At 53.9% G+C, this 19,657-nt stretch carries 19 protein-coding genes; 4 read left to right on the forward strand and 15 right to left on the reverse strand.

Annotated features, from left to right (window positions below; genetic code table 11):
• Positions 1-14: 14 nt before the first annotated feature.
• The gene (gene mutM / locus K5E19_RS16810; protein ID WP_100167467.1) at positions 15-824 is read left to right on the forward strand and encodes a bifunctional DNA-formamidopyrimidine glycosylase/DNA-(apurinic or apyrimidinic site) lyase; all 810 of its coding nucleotides are present in this window, start codon (positions 15-17) and stop codon (positions 822-824) included.
• 2 nt (positions 825-826) lie between these two features.
• Here mutM and coaD read toward each other — a convergent pair whose 3' ends face one another.
• The 7 genes from coaD to rfaQ all read right to left on the reverse strand — a co-directional run bounded on the left by coaD (position 827) and on the right by rfaQ (position 7,719).
• Positions 827-1,306, reverse strand: coding sequence for a pantetheine-phosphate adenylyltransferase (gene coaD / locus K5E19_RS16815; protein WP_221552199.1), 480 nt, complete (start codon positions 1,304-1,306; stop codon positions 827-829).
• A gap of 3 nt (positions 1,307-1,309) precedes the next feature.
• The gene (locus K5E19_RS16820) at positions 1,310-2,080 is read right to left on the reverse strand and encodes a glycosyltransferase family 2 protein (RefSeq protein ID WP_221552200.1); all 771 of its coding nucleotides are present in this window, start codon (positions 2,078-2,080) and stop codon (positions 1,310-1,312) included.
• On the reverse strand, positions 2,080-3,354 hold the full coding sequence (waaA, locus tag K5E19_RS16825) for a lipid IV(A) 3-deoxy-D-manno-octulosonic acid transferase (RefSeq protein WP_010426410.1): 1,275 nt from the start codon (positions 3,352-3,354) through the stop codon (positions 2,080-2,082). The genes K5E19_RS16820 and waaA overlap by 1 nt, the downstream gene beginning before the upstream one ends.
• 66 nt (positions 3,355-3,420) lie before the next feature.
• Complete coding sequence (locus K5E19_RS16830; RefSeq protein ID WP_108417291.1) at positions 3,421-4,410, reverse strand: glycosyltransferase; 990 nt, start codon at positions 4,408-4,410, stop codon at positions 3,421-3,423.
• Positions 4,411-4,424: 14 nt separating this feature from the next.
• Positions 4,425-5,522, reverse strand: coding sequence for a glycosyltransferase (locus tag K5E19_RS16835; protein WP_221552201.1), 1,098 nt, complete (start codon positions 5,520-5,522; stop codon positions 4,425-4,427).
• A 2-nt stretch (positions 5,523-5,524) separates the two neighbouring features.
• A complete protein-coding gene (locus K5E19_RS16840) occupies positions 5,525-6,652 on the reverse strand; it encodes a glycosyltransferase family 4 protein (protein WP_221552203.1) in 1,128 nt (375 codons plus the stop codon).
• On the reverse strand, positions 6,652-7,719 hold the full coding sequence (gene rfaQ / locus K5E19_RS16845; RefSeq protein WP_221552205.1) for a putative lipopolysaccharide heptosyltransferase III: 1,068 nt from the start codon (positions 7,717-7,719) through the stop codon (positions 6,652-6,654). The genes K5E19_RS16840 and rfaQ overlap by 1 nt, the downstream gene beginning before the upstream one ends.
• 150 nt (positions 7,720-7,869) lie before the next feature.
• On the opposite strand from rfaQ, the gene K5E19_RS16850 reads away from it, so the two are divergent.
• Positions 7,870-8,826, forward strand: a complete 957-nt coding sequence (locus K5E19_RS16850; RefSeq protein WP_221552206.1) for a polysaccharide deacetylase family protein — start codon at positions 7,870-7,872, stop codon at positions 8,824-8,826.
• 23 nt (positions 8,827-8,849) lie between these two features.
• Here the strand turns inward: K5E19_RS16850 and K5E19_RS16855 are convergent, their stop codons facing one another.
• From K5E19_RS16855 to rfaD, 6 genes are read right to left on the reverse strand one after another with little or no spacing between them, the layout of a single operon-like run.
• Positions 8,850-10,061 (reverse strand): O-antigen ligase, encoded by a 1,212-nt coding sequence (locus tag K5E19_RS16855; RefSeq protein WP_221552208.1) that lies wholly within the window; start codon positions 10,059-10,061, stop codon positions 8,850-8,852.
• Positions 10,049-10,957, reverse strand: coding sequence for a glycosyltransferase family 2 protein (locus K5E19_RS16860; RefSeq protein WP_221552210.1), 909 nt, complete (start codon positions 10,955-10,957; stop codon positions 10,049-10,051). The genes K5E19_RS16855 and K5E19_RS16860 overlap by 13 nt, the downstream gene beginning before the upstream one ends.
• A 5-nt stretch (positions 10,958-10,962) precedes the next feature.
• Entirely contained in the window at positions 10,963-12,072 is a 1,110-nt protein-coding gene (locus K5E19_RS16865) for a glycosyltransferase family 9 protein (RefSeq protein ID WP_221552212.1), read from the reverse strand.
• A gap of 3 nt (positions 12,073-12,075) precedes the next feature.
• On the reverse strand, positions 12,076-13,059 hold the full coding sequence (rfaC, locus tag K5E19_RS16870; RefSeq protein WP_221552213.1) for a lipopolysaccharide heptosyltransferase RfaC: 984 nt from the start codon (positions 13,057-13,059) through the stop codon (positions 12,076-12,078).
• 3 nt (positions 13,060-13,062) lie between these two features.
• Positions 13,063-14,109 carry an ADP-heptose--LPS heptosyltransferase RfaF gene (gene rfaF / locus K5E19_RS16875; RefSeq protein ID WP_108417300.1) on the reverse strand — a complete coding sequence of 349 codons (1,047 nt, stop codon included), beginning with the start codon at positions 14,107-14,109 and terminating at the stop codon, positions 13,063-13,065.
• 2 nt (positions 14,110-14,111) lie between these two features.
• On the reverse strand, positions 14,112-15,044 hold the full coding sequence (rfaD, locus tag K5E19_RS16880; RefSeq protein ID WP_131634669.1) for an ADP-glyceromanno-heptose 6-epimerase: 933 nt from the start codon (positions 15,042-15,044) through the stop codon (positions 14,112-14,114).
• A gap of 215 nt (positions 15,045-15,259) precedes the next feature.
• Here rfaD and kbl point away from each other — a divergent pair, with 215 nt between their 5' ends.
• On the forward strand, positions 15,260-16,456 hold the full coding sequence (gene kbl, locus K5E19_RS16885) for a glycine C-acetyltransferase (protein WP_221552215.1): 1,197 nt from the start codon (positions 15,260-15,262) through the stop codon (positions 16,454-16,456).
• A 9-nt stretch (positions 16,457-16,465) separates the two neighbouring features.
• Positions 16,466-17,494 (forward strand): L-threonine 3-dehydrogenase, encoded by a 1,029-nt coding sequence (gene tdh / locus K5E19_RS16890; RefSeq protein ID WP_042717745.1) that lies wholly within the window; start codon positions 16,466-16,468, stop codon positions 17,492-17,494.
• Between the two features lie 26 nt (positions 17,495-17,520).
• Here the strand turns inward: tdh and K5E19_RS16895 are convergent, their stop codons facing one another.
• Positions 17,521-18,435, reverse strand: a complete 915-nt coding sequence (locus K5E19_RS16895; protein WP_221552218.1) for a hypothetical protein — start codon at positions 18,433-18,435, stop codon at positions 17,521-17,523.
• 15 nt (positions 18,436-18,450) lie between these two features.
• The gene (locus K5E19_RS16900; RefSeq protein WP_221552220.1) at positions 18,451-19,656 is read right to left on the reverse strand and encodes a glycosyltransferase; all 1,206 of its coding nucleotides are present in this window, start codon (positions 19,654-19,656) and stop codon (positions 18,451-18,453) included.
• Position 19,657 lies beyond the last annotated feature (1 nt).

Here is a 19,657-nt window from a genome sequence, read left to right on the forward strand (position 1 = left end):
TCAACGGAGGAACCATGCCTGAATTACCTGAGGTAGAGACCAGCCGTCGCGGCATTGAGCCCCATCTGGTCGGCGCAACCATTCTTCACGCAGTTGTCCGTAATGGGCGCCTGCGCTGGCCGGTGTCCGATGAGATCCACGCGTTAAGTGACAAACCCGTCCTTAGCGTGCAGCGTCGCGCCAAATACCTGCTGCTGGAGCTGCCCGACGGCTGGATTATTATCCATCTGGGTATGTCCGGGAGTCTGCGCATCCTCACCGAAGAGCTGCCTGCGGAAAAGCACGATCACGTTGACCTGGTGATGAGCAACGGCAAAGTGCTGCGTTACACCGATCCACGGCGCTTTGGCGCATGGCTGTGGACGAAGGAGCTGGAAGGGCACAACGTGCTGGCGCATCTCGGGCCTGAACCGCTGTCAGATGCGTTTAATGCGGAATACCTGAAAGAGAAGTGCGCGAAGAAGAAGACCCCGATTAAGCCCTGGCTGATGGATAATAAGCTGGTGGTTGGCGTGGGGAATATTTACGCCAGCGAATCGCTGTTCGCGGCCGGGATCCATCCCGATCGGCTGGCCTCTTCGCTGTCGGCGCAGGAGTGCGAACTGCTGGTCAGAGTGATTAAAGCGGTGCTGCTGCGCTCGATTGAGCAGGGCGGGACCACGCTGAAGGACTTCCTGCAAAGCGACGGGAAGCCGGGCTATTTTGCCCAGGAATTGCAGGTATATGGCCGTAAAGGTGAACCGTGCAGAGCCTGCGGGACGCCAATTATTGCCACGAAGCACGCCCAGCGCGCCACGTTCTATTGCCGTCAGTGCCAGAAATAGCGTTACTTCAACTTTTCCATTAAGGCCTGGTGGACGTTAACCGGCAGGAAGTGGGTGACGTCGCCGTGATGACGCGCCACCTCTTTTACCAGTGTGGAAGAGATAAACGACCACTCTTTGGAGGGCATCAGGAACACGCTCTCCAGCTCCGGCATCAGATGGCGGTTCATGTGCGCCAGTTGCATCTCATACTCGAAATCTGCCACCGCGCGTAAACCCCGGATCAGGATGTTCGCCTGCTGAGCGCGGGCGAAGTTAGCCATCAGATCGCTAAACCCAACCACCTCAACGTTCGGCAGATGCGAAATGGCATCGATGGCGAGCTGTACGCGCTCGTTGAGGTCAAACATCGGCTTTTTGCTGGGGCTGGCGGCAATGGCCAGGATCACCTTGTCGAACATGCACGCCGCACGGGTGATGATATCAAGATGACCGTTGGTGATCGGATCGAAGGTACCCGGATAAATCGCTTTTGTGCTCATGGCTCACGTTTTCTCTGAGTAGCCGCGGCAGAGCGCCCACAGCTCGGTGTATTTGTTGAAAGTATACTGGGCATTCACGACCGCGAGTAACCAGCCCTGTTTACCATCCAGTACGCCGCCGCGCAGCAGCAGCGTTTTCAGGAACGCGCCCAGCGTGTGGGTGAAGATACCCGTCAGCGAGGCCTTCTTGCCGCGCTGGTGACGCTCCTGCGCCCATGCGGTGGCATAGCTGAGCTGTTTACGCTGGAAGCTCGCGAAATCACGGCAGGTCAGGTGCAGCAAATCGCCCGTCAGGGGGATGACCCGGGCGCTATCGCAGCTCAGGGATTCATGCACCAGATTGTCGTTATACTGATACCGCTCGCGCTCGTAGAGGCGTATCACGCGGTCAGGGTACCAGCCGCTGTGGCGCATAAAGCGGCCAAGGAAGTAGTTGCGGCGGGCAATGCTGTATACGGCACCCGGTTGAGGCGAGGAAAGCACTGCCTGAATAGCTTGCTGCAGTTCTGGCGTGATGCGTTCGTCAGTGTCGAGCATTAACACATAATCGCCCGTGGCATATTCCTGCGCGCGCTGGCGCTGAATGCCATAACCTTGCCAGTCAGTGTTGGTATAGATTTTCGCGCCTGCAGCGCGGGCGACGTCTACCGTGTTGTCCGTGCTGCCGGAGTCCAGGATGACGATTTCGTCAGCCCAGGCGACGGAGGCCAGGCAGTCCGGAAGCAGGTCGGCGGCGTTTTTGGCGATCATCACGACCGACAGACGCGTTGACATTAGTGGCTCCGCTGAGGCAGATAAGGTTGCAGAAGCTGCAGCAGACGGGTCAGTGCGCCCTGGTTCTGGTGCAGCACTTCGACGGCATGACGCCCGTACCACAGGCGATAATCTTCGTCAGTCAGAAGGGTAGACACCTCTTTGACCACTGAATCCGCGTCGGTCACGGTAATTAAACCATCGGCCTGCTGCAATTTCGCGCAGATATCTTTGAAGTTAAACGTGTGCGGACCCATCAGCACCGGAATGGCGTGTGCTGCCGGTTCCAGCGGGTTATGACCGCCGCGCTCGACCAGGCTGCCGCCGACAAAGGCGAGGTCAGCAATGCCGTATAAAAGCATCAGTTCGCCCATCGTATCGCCAATCACTACCTGAGTGCTGCCGGAAGGGATCTCACCGCTGCTGCGCAGGGTGTAGCTGAACCCCCCTTTTTGCACCATATCGCGGGCATCTTTAAAGCGCTCAGGATGGCGAGGCACGAGGATAAGCAGTAAATCAGGGAATGTTTCCAGCAGCTTACGGTGAGCCTGGAGGATGATCTCTTCTTCACCGTCGTGGGTGCTGGTCGCAATCCAGACCTGACGACGTGGGGCCCACTGGCGACGCAGTGTGATCGCACGGGCGGCGAGCTCAGGCGTGACGGAAATATCGAATTTAAGGCTGCCCGTTACCGCAAGCTGGTTGCGTTTCAGGCCCAGCGCGATGAAGCGCGCCGCATCTTCTTCATTCTGCGCCGCAATCAGGGTGATTTTGCTCAGCAGGCGACGCATAAATTTACCCAGCTTGCCGTACCCTTTCGCCGAACGCTCAGACAGGCGGGCATTAGCGATAACCAACGGGATCTTACGGGCATGGAGGGCGGAAATCATATTCGGCCACAGCTCGGTTTCCATCACGATCACCAGTTTCGGGCGAACGGTATTCAGGAAGCGGTTCATGGCGCAGGGCAGATCGTAAGGGAGATAGACGTGATGCACGTCTTTTCCGAAAGCGGATAACGCACGCTCAGAGCCGGTGGGCGTCATGGTCGTGACGGTGATCGGCAGTGACGGGTATCGGTGACGCAGGGCGCGAACCAGCGGGATAGCCGCCAGCGTTTCACCAACTGAAACGGAATGGAGCAAAATACCGTCCGGGGCAACTTTATTACGGCAGTAGCCATAGCGTTCAGCCCAGCGTTTTCGATACGCGGGTGCTTTACGGCTACGAAGCAACAGTCGCAGCCACACCAGTGGCTGAATGAGATAGAGCAGGGCGGTATACAACAATTCCAATCGATTATCCGTTTTTTTAGTTTCGGCGGGCAAATTCTAAGCATTTAAGCCAGGTAAAGCTATCTCTTATGCCAGATACCGCTTTAAGCGGAAGTAACGGCGGCCCAGTCGCCAGCGCAAACGCGGACTTTTTGCACTTTTCCAGATGAGTTTCCAGATCCCCGTTTCGAAGAACTCTTTAATAATCATAGATTTCTTCTTCTCATCCTTCATGTTGTCGAAGGTGTGAATAATCCCCAGCCCCTCTTTGGCGATTTGCCAGTGGCAGGCAGGGATACCTTTCACTTTATCCGGGTAGCGCTGATTGATGGCATCGAGCATCTGCAGGATTTTCATGTAATGGCGCGCCGAGCGAATGAGCGTGTCGTCATTGTCCGGCATATGGGACACCGATGCGGAGTGAATGTAGTAGTCATAATAACGTTCACTGGTGTACTGAACCCGCTCAGCCGCAAGCAGCACTTCAGTCGTCCACGGGATATCCTGATGGCGCAGGCCGGGTTCGAAATGGAAACTGTGTTTACGGATAAAGTCGTGGCGATAGATATTCAACCAGGTGACGTGGAGGAACTTACGAGAATCCAGCGCCATCTTTAACCATGCCGCGCCAGTCATAACGCCTGTCGAGGCCAGTTTGTCCTCAGGGAAAATCGGGCGCGAGGGTTTTTTGTTATTTTCCCAGACGTAGTTCCCGTTACAGGTGGCGACGTCCAGATCCTGCGTAACGGCCATATCCAGCAGATGCTGATACATGCCAGGTTTAAAGACATCATCAATATCCGGGAAGGAAAGGTATTGACCCGTCGCGATGGCCAGACCGCTATTACGCGCGATGGAGACACCCTGGTTTTGTTGTTCAATAACCTGCAGCTGCGGCAGTTTTTCTCGCCAGTTTTCGACGATCTCCATCGAGCGGTCAGTGGAGCCGTCATTGACGATGATGACTTCCATGCTGTCGATGCGTTGATTGACAAGGCAGGTAAAGAACTGATCCAGGAACGCTTCACCGTTATAAACGGCAACCACCACGCTTAATAATGGCGCTGAATTTTGCATAAGAAACCTGATTATTATGGATTGTCGACCAAAGCAATATATTGCTGGCAGATGGCATTGATGCCGAACGATGCGATCGTTGCGCGATCAACGACTGGCGGAGAGGCATAGATATCGGCCAGCGTTTTTGCCAGTGACTCATCATTTAATGCTGTCAGCCCGCGCGCTAAGTCGCCAGTGAGGATTTCAGCGGGTCCACCCGGGCAATTTGTGCTGACGGGCGGCGTCTGACAGATAATGGATTCGACCAATACATTACCAAAACCTTCACAGTCAGAGCTTAACACTAAGAGGCGTGCGCCTTTGATCCATGGATAGGGATTGGGCTGGAATGGACGGAAAACAATTTTGTTTTCAATGCCCAGCTCGGTGGCCAGCTGTTTGAGTTTTTGAATTTTAGCGTCGGCGCCATTTCCCATCATGACCAGTGTTGTATCTATCTGGCTCAGCGCAAAGGCGCGTAAGAGACGATCGTGACGTTTATGCTCGTGGAAGCGGCCGACGTGAATGAGGTAATCCTGTCCCTGCATCTCATAGGGTTCGTCTGCCAGACGCTGGATTTCTGGAATATCGAAAGGATTATGGATAACCGCCTGGCGACGAAGATCGATTGCCAGCGTTTCCGAGAGATCTTTCAACACGGCGGCTGAGACGGCGACAACGTTGCGTTTTTCGTAGGTATGACGAATCTTATAATGTTTAAACCAGCGCGAAAGACCGCTGCGATGGCGCAGATAGGAGAACGAGAACATGCCGTGTACGCAGAACCAGACTTTATCGCGTTCCAGTGCGCGGCAGTGCGCCACGATGCGGTCTGTTTTGTGCAGGTGGGAGAACACCGCATCAAATTTTCCACTGCGTTCAGCCTGCTTAATCGCATTATCCAACAGTCGGGCGCGGCGCGGGATCTCCGTCAGCTTACGCCACGGCTTTTTACACGTATCCTGAATAACCTGAAAATCGATGCCTTCCGGGATGGCGTAGTCGCACACTTTCCGCAGGGAGAACAGGGAGACCTGATGTCCCATTTCGATCAATCCGCTGGAAAGTGTAAGAACTGTTTTTTCAGCTCCTCCACCGGGTAAACCATCAATAATCATTAGGATGCGCATTTTTAATCCAGTAATTTTTGATAAAGCGAAATAAGCTGACTTGATAGTTTTTCAGGGGTGGCCTCTTTTACACGTTCATGTGCCGCTAGCCCCATATTGTTATTCTTTTCCAGAGAAGGAATGGCTGCTACTGCCTCCTTCAAAGTGTTGATATCAAGTGCGTCACAGTAAAATCCGTTGTTGCCTTGCTCAATAAATTCGGCTCCGCCGCAACTCTCTGAAGTAATGACAGGTAAACCGCAGGCCATCGCTTCGAGAATAACGTTAGGAAAGGGATCATACAGCGTTGGCAGCAGTAAACCATCGGATAGCTGGTAAAATGGCAACGTCTCTTTTTGCATCCCCAGGAAACGGATTTGCCCTTCACAGCCGAGTGAACGGGCGAGTTCACGATAACGATTTTCCGCTTTATCCTGCCCAACCACAATCAGCCACGCCGCGGTTCCCGCGATAGCGCGTATGGCGCTGGCTAATCCCTTTCGTTCAAATCCTGAGCCTACAAAGCAAAACACAACGGCGTCGGCGGGTAAACCAAACTGCTGACGCAGCGCGGCACGCTGTGCCTCCTCGGCCGGAACGAAGCGGCTGGAATCAATTGAATTATAAATCACATGTATCTTTTTTGCGTCAATATCAAAGTCTTCGACGATTTCGCGTTTGATCATCTCCGCATTACAGATAACGGCCTTCAACTCAGGAGCCTGGTACATTTCACGTTCGGCATTCATTACGTAGCGGTGGTAGCGATCGTGCATGAGCATTTGTGCGCGCCAGGCGGGCAGAATCCGCGCACGTTGCAGCAACCAGCGGCGATGAACGCCATCGCCTGCGCGATAAATGTCGCAGCCCGGGATACGCTCGTGGCTTTGCACAATATCAAATTGCTGCTGCTGCCACAGTGCGCGTGCGGCATGCGCAAAACCGCGTTCGCGGCTGATGCGTCCCCACTTGCGCGGGTCGCAAATGTGGATATGCCAGTCGTCCTGCTTTTCTCCCTGCCATTCGCGGGTGATAACGTTGAGCTCAAGATTTTGATTGCTTAACGCCGCCAGCGCTCGGGAGACGAAACGTTCCGCTCCGCCATCAGGGCGATATTTTTGGCGAACAATCGCCAGGCGATGGTGTTTCATTACAGGTATCTCTTTGCAGCAGAGACGACAGCATCCACGGGAATGGCGTCGAGATAGCGTTCTTTGGTGTTGGTATCAATGGCGTCCGGATTCGGGAGCGGGCCGTAGTCACCGGCCCAGATAACCTCCCCGTTGACCTGCCATGGCGACCAGAACGTTAGCTTTGAGGGGCCAAACAGCGCCACACAGGGTGTCTGAAGCGCCGCGGCCATATGCATCGGCACGGAATCCACGCCGATAAACAGACGCGCATGATCGATAAGGGATGCCAGTTGACGCAGCGTCAACTGACCTGCCAGCGAAACGACATCCGTTTTCGGTGAGGCAGCGAGAATGCGATCGATCATTGCCATCTCTTTTTTATCCGGGCCAGCCGTGAGAACGATGCTGTGGCCTTCCTGCTGCAGGGCGGTGATGGTTTGCGCCATCTTTCCTTCATCCCAGCATTTGAAGAACCAGCGCGACGTGGGTTGAATCACGATGTACCGCTCTCCCACACCTTTTTGCGTCAAGAGGTGGTGCGCGTGTTGCCAGTCATCCGGGCGGTAAGCCATGGTGACGGCGGGTTTGGGGTCAACCGGCAGCGCTGAGAGGATGGAAAGATTTTGCTCAACGGTGTGGAGTGACGGGTGATTCGCGACAGAGACCAAATTGCTATGACAAAAACGCCAGAATGCACTCTTGCGCTTGTTAAAAGCGAACCCGAGGCGAACCGGGGCGCCGGTGAAGCGCGTGACGATGGCGCTGCGCCACTGATCGGCAAGGTTAATCACCAGGTGATAACGCTGTCTTCTTAATGTGCAAAGCAGCTGCCACTCTTTCTGAAGATGCTTCAGCGTGCCCAGCTGCTTCCATTTGCGATCGATACCATAAATTGTGCCGATCGCCGGATGCGCGGCGAGCATATCGCGTGTCTCTTCATAAAGAAGCACGTCGATTTGCGCCCCGGGCCATTTTTGGCGTAACGAATCGATGACGGGTGTGGTGAGTAACATGTCACCATGATGGCGAAGTTTGATCAGTAAAATGCGCAAATCAGGCGTGTCAGGTAAGTTAGTCATCATCATCTTATCGGCGTTGTACTGTTGGCAATTCTAATAGACCTGGTAGCGACTTGCACTCTTTCTCCACAATGTCAGGAATTTCCCTGGAAGGGTTTACTCCTGCTTTAGGGAGTGCGTAACATAGCGCTAACTACTTTGTCTCGTGGACTCATTATGAAAAAACCAGCGTTTATCATCACGATCGATACCGAAGGCGATAATCTCTGGCAAAACCATCGGGTGATCAAAACGGAAAATGCGCGCTACCTGGCGCGCTTTCAGGCGCTTTGCGAACGTTTTGGTTTTAAGCCCGTCTGGCTGACAAACTATGAGATGGCAATCGAGCCCGTTTTCATTGAATTCGCACGGGACGTTATTGCTCGCGGCCAGGGGGAAGTGGGTATGCACCTGCATGCCTGGAATAGCCCGCCGGAGCACGATCTCACGGGTGATGACTGGCGCTGGCAGCCGTATCTGATTGAGTTTTCAGACGAGATGATGCGCGAAAAAGTCCTCTTCATGACCCGCCTGCTGGAAGAGACCTTCCAGACCAAAATGCTGAGCCATCGTGCCGGACGCTGGGCATTTGATAACCGCTATGCCAGGCTGCTTATTGAACTGGGCTATCAGGTTGATTGTTCCGTTACGCCGCGCGTGAACTGGCGCAACGCGAAAGGTGCCCCGCAGGGGAGTGGCGGAACGAATTATCAGCATTTCCCTGACCGTGCCTACTTCATGGACACGGATGATATTTCCCGGGCGGGTAATAGCCCGCTGCTCGAAGTCCCGATGAGTATTCAGTATAAACACCCGGCCTGGTTGAATACCGTCAAGCAGGGCTACGATCGTCTTCGCGGTAAATATCGCTCACCGTCCGTGAACTGGCTACGGCCGTCGGGTGGGAACGCCTCGCAGATGATTCAGGTTGCGCAACAGTGTTTATCGCAGGGGAATGATTACGTGGAGTTTATGCTGCATTCATCTGAGTTTATGCCCGGCGGGAGCCCCACGTTTAAGGATGATGCGGCGATTGAAGGCTTGTATCGCGATCTGGAAGCGCTGTTTACGTGGCTGTCAGATAAAACCGTAGGGATGACGCTGGCGGAGTTTTATCAGTACAAAAAAAATTAATGCCCGCCAGGCGGGCATTATCATCAGCGTTGTCTTGTTTGCGAAAAGGGCGTACTCAAGGCAAACAGGGTAACAAAGAAGATCAGGGCTTCTGAGCTCAACAATATCACGTCAGTCAGGCCATACAGTAAAAGCAGGAGCATGGTCGTTAGCAACAGGCCATTTTTATTTTTAAGCGCGTAAGCGATCATCGACGCAAAGAAAAAGAATAATATCACCAGCCCCGGGATACCCTGCAGCGAATATTTCTCAATAAATTCGTTGTGTAAATGCACGTTGATATATGTTAGTGCAGTAACGAGATGCGGATGTCCCTCTTTTATATAACGCTGCGTCCATGCCTGGCGATCGTCAACTGACTGCCCCAATGGATGCGCGAGCCCGTTCTGAATACCCACCGTCCACATAGAGAAACGCGCGCCGAGGGAGGTTTTGTCATACCCTTTCTCATACTTTTCTATTTCGATTTGCGTTTGCGTTATCTTTGGCGAAATCAATGGCTTGTAGCTAACGATGACAATCCCCGCCACAACACATAAAAAGATCAGTGTTGATTTGAGATGAATTCGTCTGAAGTGGTAAAGCGTGAGCACAATGGCCAAAAGCAAATACAGGCCCATTGCGGCACGCGTCCCCGTCAGAAGAATGACGAAGTAAGAAATTAAGATGGTGAGACCCGCAGCCACATACAGCTTCACGTTTTTCTGAAGATAAAGACTGTATACGAAAGCCAGAGATAACACGGAGTATACGTAAGCTGATACGGTCGCACGATTTATGGCCATCTCAACGCGTACCATTCCCTGCGATGCCTGCCATAAGCCATAACCCGTGGCGAGGACAAACCCCGCGCCTGCGGCATAGAAGAAATACTTCTGGAAGGAGGCCTTATCAACGTAAGACTTAAACCGGTCAAGATAGAAAATAAGGAAACTGGCTAAAATCAGCTTCTTACTTGAACCGAGATAATCGCTGTAAGCGTTTAAACCTTCACTATGGTATTCATAAACCATGTACCAGGCAAAATTAAGTAACCCAATCAACAAAATGGGCAGAGCTATTGAAAAGGGGCGCAGTGTGATTTTTTTATATTCGAGCGCTAAGCCGATAATGCTGGCATATATCGCGATATAGAAAAACTCTCGCTGTTTACCCGAACTGACCAGGGCCAATGCAAGCGAGATAAGGCTAAGAATTAGCGTCAGTTGATAAAGACGCAATTTTACTTTTTCCATAATGCCTCAATAACCCTTTTTTTATAGCTGAAGCGAACATCGCTGGATAAGAAAAATGATAACGAATAAAGCGCGTTTACCCGTGACTTAACGCATTTAAGCTGTTGCTCGGTAAGGTGTTGCCGATGGTTACTGTAGATATCAAACCAGTGACAATTAATCAGATTTTTAAACGCTTGCGGAAACGTTTTTTCCATCTTTAATGTACATTCAACAAGTGTCGTGATTTTACTGGCGTCGAGACGGCTCGACAAACTTTCACTACGTTTGATGTAATAGTAATGGCCCTGGCGTTGATAGCAGATTTTTTCTGACTGCATCAGCATGGCAGGAAATACCGCAAAGTCTTCGTAACAGACCATCGATGGAATGGGGTTGCTCTCGTACAACTTTCGATGAATAAACTGACCGATAAGATGTGCCTGAAACTCTTTATGCTGCAAGAAACGCTTTATCGCGTCTCTCTGGGATAAAGAAACGGGCGTAAAGCCCTGCCAGAATGCGGTGATTTTCCTGATATCACGAATTTCCAGCAAGCGCGTCAGTAGCATATCAGGACGCTGTGCTTTCAAAAACGCCACTGCATCCCTGAGGCTGCAAGGCTTCAGTCGATCATCACTATCCAGCATCGTGATGTAATCGCCTGATGCCAGAGACACTGCACTGTTTCGAACATGACCGACGTTACGGTACTCAACGTACCGGGATTGCGCGTGTGGGAACGCAGGCAACCATTTTTCGATAATATCCTGAGTGGCATCATCGGAACTGTCATTAACGATAATGACTTCAACAGCATCGCCCGCATTATCAATCGCGGCGTGCAGGCTTTCTAACGTAGCATGAAGCGTATCTTCGGCGTTATGCGCGGCAATAATGACGCTAAGAAAAGCCATAGAAATTAGTTTCCCTGAGCATCAATAGCATAGGTGGTTGCGTTAACGGTAGGTAACTCGCAGATAAAATGTTTAAGCTCGCGTAGCGCGTCTTCTGTTACCGCGAATAACGCTTCGCGTTCTTGTGAAAAATAATAACGTGTTTCAAACACATAAGAACAAATGTTGTCGTCATTACCAATCAACAACACATTGCCAAGCGGACGCTGTTCATGGTGACAGCATGGTCCAAACAGCAACACCACCGGCACACCTACCGCGTCGGCAATATAAACGTTCCCCGAATCCGATGCGATATAGCAATCCATCTTTGAAATCGCCCAGGGAAGCTCTTCAAGGGAGATTTGCCCAATCAGGTTGATGAGATTGGGCACTTCACCATAAGCACGGGTGATATCATCCATCCACGGCTGCTCATTGGGCGCACCAAATACATAAAATTCGCAGGGCAGGTCAGCGAGATGCTCAATAATTCGCTTCCAGATAATGGGAGGAACGGTTTTCGCTTTATTTCCCGCGGCGATACTGATGCCGATGCGGATAACGCCGGGTTTATCAAGGATTTCCGGCCAGGTCTGGGGCTTAAAAAGTGGCCTGGTAGCGTGCTTTGGGGAGTCTTGCCACGTAAGCGAGCGGTCTGCCAGCTTCAGATAGTTTGTGACCGACAACGTTTGTTTACCATGCTCAACGGTACCGTCAGCCGTAGCGTAAAAAATGCCGTGATACCATCTGCGCGTATAAGTGCTTAAAAATTGTTTGTTTTTTGCATTGCAGACGGAGGCGAAAAAGAGATTCACGCTATTGGGTTGCAGGAGGTACACGTTGTCATAGCGATTCATGATCCTGCAGGCAAAGCAGAGCTTGCGCCACAGATTGCGCTTATGCTGCTCGATAAAATAAATCTGCTCGATAGTGTCATCATGCTTCGCCAGCGCACCTACGCCGCGACTGATAAGCACATCGCTTTTTTGCAGGTACGCCAGGAGGGGCGTAGCATTAACAAAGTCACCGATTTTAGCTGTCTGAATGACAAGGTTTTTACCTGTGTCTTTGCGAAACAGCTTCCGGATGAGCTTCACCGGAAAGAGTAAAATCAGCAGAAATACATAACTCATGGGTTAAATATCCCTGTTGGAAAGCCAGCGGCTGCCCTGTAAAAATGAAAAAATCGCATCTGCGCTAATATCCTTTGTTTGCTGAGTCGGGCTGACCATCTGATGCTGGTTTTTACCGTAACCCCCAATCAAACCCGGATCGGTCGGGCCAAAAATCGTCATATTTGGACGATCCAGCGCAGCGGTTAGATGGCTTAATCCCGTATCAACGGAAACGACAGCATTCGCTCCCGCTAACTGCGCTGCAACCTGTGCCAGCGTGAGTTTTGGCAAAACCTCTACATGCGAAAATCCTGCGGCCAGACGCTCCGCACGCTGTCGTTCATGTTCAGCGCCCCACGGGAGTTTAATATGGATACCGCAAGGTTGCATTAGTTCAATCAGCCTTCGCCAGTGCGTTTCCGGCCAGTGCTTATCGTCGCGCGTTGTGGCATGCAGGAAGACAAGATAAGGCTCAGAGTCGGGGGCTGTATTGCGTAAAAAGTGCTGCGCAATGGCGTAATCGCCCTGATCGTCGGGTTTCGCATAGCCGAGGCTTTTCGCGAACAGCTCCCGGGTGCGTTCGACGGCGTGCTGCTGTTTTGCGATGTGGTGGCGACGGTTATAGAACAGGCTTGCCAGCGGTTCGCGGGCGGTGTGCCAGTCCATACCGTGCTTTACGCCGTGCGCCAGACGCGTCACCAGTGCGGCGCTTTTGACCAGTCCCTGCGCGTCGATGATGGCATCGTAACGCTGAGCCTGCACCGCATCGCGAAAGGCTTTGCGCTCGGCTTTAATGGGGGCGGAGAACCACGCTTTGCGCCAGCGGCGAATCGCCACCGGGATCACGCGATCAACCGCTTCATGCCAGGTGGGGATCTGCGCAAAGCCTTCTTCCACCACCCAGTCGAAACGAATGCCGGGAATGGCCCGCATGGCGTCAGTCAGCGACGGCAGCGTATGCAGAACATCACCCATTGAAGACGTTTTAACGATCAAGACCCGCATTCGTTATCCTTCTTCGCTCAACAGCAGTGCGTTGAGTTCTTCAAGGACGCGCTCTGGCGTGATGTCGATCAGGCTCTGATGATAACCCTCAGCAGCATCACCTTTGCGCACCTTGTGGTAGCCGGTGATGAGACGAATGACGCGCGCTTTATGCGACAGCGGCGGCGTGAAATCCGGGCTGCTTGGGCCATACAGCGCCACCAGCGGGCGGTCCAGCGCGGCGGCCACGTGCATCAGGCCAGAGTCGTTGCTGACCACGGCCTTACAGGCGGCGATCAAAATAACCGCCTGCTCAAGCTGCGTTTCGCCAGCCAGATTGCGGCACCAAGCCTGCTGCTCGTTGCTCAACGTGGCGAGAATTTCGTTACCCGCCTCGTGATCTTTCGCCGAGCCAAACAGCACAATCTGGTAGCCTTCGTCGATCAGCTGTTTCGCCAGTTCGGCGTAGTGATAGTGCGGCCAGCGTTTCGCCGGACCGAACTCTGCACCGGGGCAAAAACCAATCATCGGGCGTTCGGATGAAAGTCCAAACGCGTTGCAGGTGTGGGATTTCTCCCCGTCGTTAACCTGAAGCTGCGGCCAGAGCAGCGGCTGGGGCAGGTCTTTCGCGCTGCGCATCACGCCTTTGTCGTAGGCCAGCGCCACGTAGCGCTCCACCATCAGCGGCCAGGCCTCTTTATCCAGCACCCGCGCATCGTTCAGCAGGCCGTAGCGCATTTCACCGCGCCAGCCGGTACGGTGTGGGATGCCCGCAAAGAAAGGCACGAGAGCGGATTTAAAGGAGTTTGGCAGCACGTACGCGCGGTCATAGCGCTTTTCGCGCAGGCTATGTCCGAGCTTGCGGCGTTCACCGATTTCCAGAGCCCCGTGGCCGAGCGGCATCGGGATCGCCTCGTTCACTTCCGGCATACGCGACAACAGCGGACGGCACCATGCGGGTGCCATCACATCAATTATCGCCTGGGGATAACGCGCCTTGAGCGTGCGATAGAGACTTTGCGACATCATCATGTCGCCCACCCATGACGGGCCGATCACCAGAATCTTCATACTTACGCGTCGCGGTTCAGCCAGGCCATATATTCCGTTACGCCTTCGGCAACGGTCTTGAACGGCTTGTCGTAGCCTGCGGCGCGCAGGTTGGTCAGGTCCGCCTGAGTGAACGCCTGATAACGGCCTTTCAGTTTTTCCGGGAACGGAATGTACTCAAGGCTGCCTTTCTTGTGATACGCCAGCGCTGCATCGGCTACCGCCTGGAAGGATTCCGCACGGCCCGTACCCAGGTTGAAGATACCTGACACGCCGTTTTCCCAGAACCACAGGTTTACGGCTGCAACATCGCCCACGTAGACGAAGTCACGCTTGAAGCCGTCGCTGCCTTCGAACAGTTTCGGGCTTTCGCCGTTATTCAACTGGGTGTTCAGGTGGAACGCCACGCTCGCCATGCTGCCTTTGTGGCCTTCGCGCGGCCCGTAAACGTTGAAGTAGCGGAAGCCGACGATCTGCGAGTTCGCTTCCGGCAGAACCTGACGCACGTATTCGTCGAACAGGAACTTGGAGTAACCGTAGACGTTCAGCGGCTGCTCGTACTCGCGGGACTCGATGAAGTCCGAGGTGCGGCCGCCGTAGGTTGCCGCGGAGGAGGCGTACAGGAACGGAATTTCACGCTCCAGGCAGTAGTGCAGGATCTCTTTAGAGTACTGATAGTTGTTGTCCATCATGTACTTGCCGTCCCACTCGGTGGTGGAAGAACAGGCACCTTCGTGGAAGATGGCTTCGATCTCGCCGAACTCTTCGCCCGCCATAATCTGGATAAGGAAGTCTTCTTTATCCATGTAATCAGCGATGTTCAGATCCACCAGGTTTACAAACTTGGTGCCGTCTTTCAGGTTGTCCACCACCAGGATGTCGGTGATGCCTTTGTCATTGAGGGCCTTAATAATATTGCTGCCGATAAAGCCCGCGCCGCCGGTAACGATGATCATAACTGTAACCTTTGAAGTGTGGAGCCCGGGGACAATCCCGGACGCTAATATTCATATCATATCATTAGTATGGCGACCCTTCAGCCATTCACCGATATGCAGCAGGGTTACACGTGATTTATGCTGCAAAAACGAGAAGAGATACTGCGTCATCTCGTCATGAACTATAGGTTTGGGTAATATGTGCCGAAATTTGCCGAGTCTGGAGAATTGCAATGCGTGGTGATTTTTACAAACAGTTAAACAGCGACCTCGACACCGCACGTGCGGAAGGGTTGTTCAAGGAAGAGCGTATTATCACGTCTGCTCAGCAGGCGGACATCACCGTTGCCGACGGCAGCCATGTGATCAACTTTTGTGCGAACAACTATCTGGGTCTTGCGAATCACCCTGAGCTGATTGCCGCTGCAAAAGACGGCATGGACACCCACGGTTTCGGCATGGCCTCCGTACGCTTTATCTGCGGTACGCAGGACAGCCACAAGCAGCTTGAGCAAAAGCTGGCGAGCTTCCTTGGAATGGAAGATGCGATTCTGTACTCCTCCTGCTTCGACGCCAACGGCGGTCTGTTTGAGACCCTGCTCGGCGCAGAAGATGCGATTATCTCCGATGCCCTGAACCACGCCTCCATCATCGACGGCGTACGTCTGTGCAAAGCGAAGCGCTTCCGCTACGCCAACAACGACATGGTCGAGCTGGAAGCGCGCCTGAAAGAGGCCCGTGAAGCGGGGGCTCGTCATGTGCTGATCGCCACCGACGGCGTGTTCTCCATGGACGGCGTGATCGCCAACCTGAAGGGCGTGTGCGACCTGGCGGATAAATACGACGCGCTGGTGATGGTCGATGACTCTCACGCGGTCGGCTTTGTCGGCGAAAACGGCCGCGGTTCCCACGAATACTGCGACGTGATGGGCCGCGTGGACATCATCACCGGTACGCTGGGCAAAGCGCTCGGCGGCGCATCTGGCGGCTACACCGCCGCGCGCAAAGAGGTAGTGGAGTGGCTGCGCCAGCGCTCCCGTCCGTATCTGTTCTCCAACTCCCTGGCACCGGCGATTGTTTCTGCCTCCATCAAAGTGCTGGAGATGGTGGAGTCCGGCGCTGAACTGCGCGACCGCCTGTGGTCCAACGCCCGTCTGTTCCGTGAAAAAATGAGCGCCGCAGGTTTCACCCTGGCCGGTGCCGATCACGCGATCATTCCGGTGATGCTGGGCGATGCGGTCGTCGCGCAGCAATTTGCCCGCGAGCTGCAGAAAGAAGGGATTTACGTCACCGGGTTCTTCTTCCCGGTGGTGCCAAAAGGTCAGGCGCGTATCCGCACCCAGATGTCTGCGGCGCATTCGCCTGAACAAATTGAACGTGCGGTGGAAGCCTTTACCCGCATCGGCAAACAGCTGGGCGTAATTGCCTGAGGACGTGTGATGAAAGCGTTATCCAAACTGAAAGCGGAAGAAGGGATTTGGATGACCGACGTGCCGGAGCCGGAAGTCGGTCATAACGATCTGCTGATCAAAATTCGTAAAACAGCCATCTGCGGCACTGACGTTCACATCTACAACTGGGACCAGTGGTCGCAGAAAACCATTCCTGTCCCGATGGTTGTCGGTCACGAATACGTTGGCGAAGTGGTCGGTATCGGCCAGGAAGTGAAAGGCTTCAAAATTGGCGACCGCGTTTCTGGCGAAGGCCACATTACCTGCGGTCACTGCCGTAACTGCCGCGGCGGACGTACGCACCTGTGCCGCAACACCGTCGGCGTGGGCGTGAACCGTCCGGGCTGCTTCGCGGAATACCTGGTGATCCCGGCGTTTAACGCGTTCAAAATCCCGGACAATATCTCTGACGATCTGGCCTCTATCTTCGACCCGTTCGGAAACGCGGTACACACGGCGCTCTCCTTCGACCTGGTGGGTGAAGACGTGCTGGTCTCCGGCGCGGGCCCAATCGGCATTATGGCGGCAGCCGTAGCGAAGCACGTAGGGGCGCGCAACGTCGTGATCACCGACGTGAACGAATACCGTCTGTCGCTGGCGCGTAAGATGGGTGTCACCCGCGCGGTAGATGTCTCGAAAGAGAGCCTGACCGACGTGATGGAAGAGCTGGGCATGACCGAAGGTTTTGACGTGGGTCTGGAGATGTCCGGTGCGCCACCGGCGTTCCGCACCATGCTCGACACCATGAACCACGGTGGCCGTATCGCGATGCTGGGTATTCCGCCGTCAGATATGTCCATTGACTGGAACAAAGTCATCTTCAAAGGGCTGTTCATCAAGGGTATCTATGGTCGCGAGATGTTCGAGACCTGGTACAAGATGGCAGCGCTGATCCAGTCCGGTCTGGATCTGTCTCCGATTATTACTCACCGTTTCTCCATCGATGAGTTCCAGCAGGGCTTCGACGCGATGCGTTCCGGCCAGTCAGGGAAAGTGATCCTGAGCTGGGATAAGTAATCAAAAAGGGGCCTGAGGCCCCTTTTTTATTGATTCTTTTTCTCTTCGTCCGTCAGGTAACGCACCTTGCGGGTGTAGTCCTGACCTTTGAACAGCAGCGCGCTATCCGGCGATTCAAGATACTTCTGCCATTCGGAGAGAGGGAAACCGCCGTGTGCGCCAATCACCTCTTTCGGTACAACGGCTTCCTGGCCGCCGATCTTCTTGGAGACCGGCCAGTTCATCCAGTCGCCCAGGTTAACCGTTTTTATATCCAGCATGTCCAGCAGCGCGGCGAGCGGCAGCTGATCGGTCGGCGGCTGCGTGTCGTCCATCAACTCCCAGGTGTCCTGGAAAAGCGTCAGCCACAGCGGGCAGATACGGCGCCAGGTTTTTTTGGTTGCCGCAAGAAACGCGCCGTTAACGTGATCGACCAGATACGGACGCACCGTCTCTTTGTAATACGCCGGCACTTTCTCCGCTGGCGCGCCGTCCAGCTTGGCAATCATTTTGCCCTGACGGAAGCTGGAGTAGATGTGCATGTCGGCCATGTTGATTTCGGGCATTTTCAGCAGGTTGAGATCGGAGTCGATCATCAATACGCCTTCACCGCGCGCCTGTAGCGGGGCGTTAAGCTTCACCAGACGGCTGAGGTAGATCTGCTTATAGCGGTAGCCTTCCTCACGAACGGGAAGGTTCAGCGTCACTACGCGGGTTTTCGGCGGCAATACCCCGAAGGCGGATTCAGGCTGATCGCTGACGATGACGATTTCGCTCACCCCGGTGGCGTAACGTTCCGCAAACGTCGCTGACAATAACGCTTCTTCGACGAAATCTGCGCCCGTACACGGGATCACGATGGAATCCACTGCAACGAGATCGCGCGTGACCGGAAGGGAAGCGTACGGAATGTTATGTCGCCCGGTGATGTGGCGGTAGCGAGCATTCAGGAATTTAAACATGTTCTTCTCGTTTGGTTAGTGCGCGCCAAGAACGGCTTCGACACCGCTGACATAGTTTTCGATAGCGTAGGTATGACAGACGTTCTGGTATGCAGCCGCAGCCAGTCGCGCCCGCAGGTCTGCATCCGCCCAGATATTATTCAGATGCTGAGCAAGCTGTGAAACATCGCTCCAGGGGAAGAGCAGCCCTGTTGACTCATGGTCAATCAGTTCAGCCGTACCCGTTACCTGAGAGCCAATAACAGGGATTTTAAGCAGCATCGCTTCCAGCACTACGCGAGGCAGCCCTTCGCTTTTTGAGGCGAGTATAAACGCGTCGAACGTGGCAAGGTAGTCAAAAGGCGTATTCTGGAAGCCCGTGAAAATCACGTTTTTCTCAATGCCCAATTCTCTGGCTTGCGCGGTTAACGCGGCACGCTCTGCACCTTCACCCACCAGCACCATCTTCCATTTTGCGTCGGGTTCCCTGCGGCTGAACTGTGCCAGCGCCGCAAGCGTGTGGTGGTTGGCTTTGCGAGGAATTAACGACCCAATGCTGCCAAAGACAAACGTATCGTCATCAATGTTCAGGCGATGACGCATGGCGCGTCGATCCGGCAACGGCTGGTGGATATCGATGGCATTGTTGACCGTTGTGCACAGCTCAGGCCGGACGCCATGCTGAAGTAACACGCGCTCAACGCCGTGCGAGACGGCGATGATTTTTGTGGCATGGGCATTCACCAGCTTCACCAGCGGCGGCGTCAGTACCGGTTCAATACGGCAGTGCTGGATGATCCGGGTGCGCAGTTTAGCCCCCGCCAGGTAACCCTCTTCGTTAGAGCCTGGCTGGTTGTTCATGTACAGCGTATCGAAACCGCCTTCCCTGAAAATCGTCTCGATTTTGCTGACGTTGGGGCGAATACGCCAGAGCGTATCGATATGGCGCGTGACGGCCTTGCGGCCGCTGCGCGAGAAGAAAAGCAGGCTGCGACCCAGTTCTTTTGCAATCTTCGCCCATGCGGGCTGCTTTTGTTGCGGGATGACAATTAACGGGATGCCAATGCCATGCAACACCTGACCGATGGTTTGCCCTTCGGCCCGGCTGTAGTCGGAGTAAAAACAACAGGTGATATCAAACTTCTCGCGATTAATGCGCTTCAGAAGTTCGAGCATGCTGTTGGTGCCTCCTCCCCATTCTTTACCGGTATCGAGGAGCAGGATTTTGTGTCGTTGCGGCATC

Origin of the sequence: Enterobacter sp. RIT637 (genome assembly GCF_019718755.1) — a bacterium.
GTDB lineage: Bacteria > Pseudomonadota > Gammaproteobacteria > Enterobacterales > Enterobacteriaceae > Enterobacter.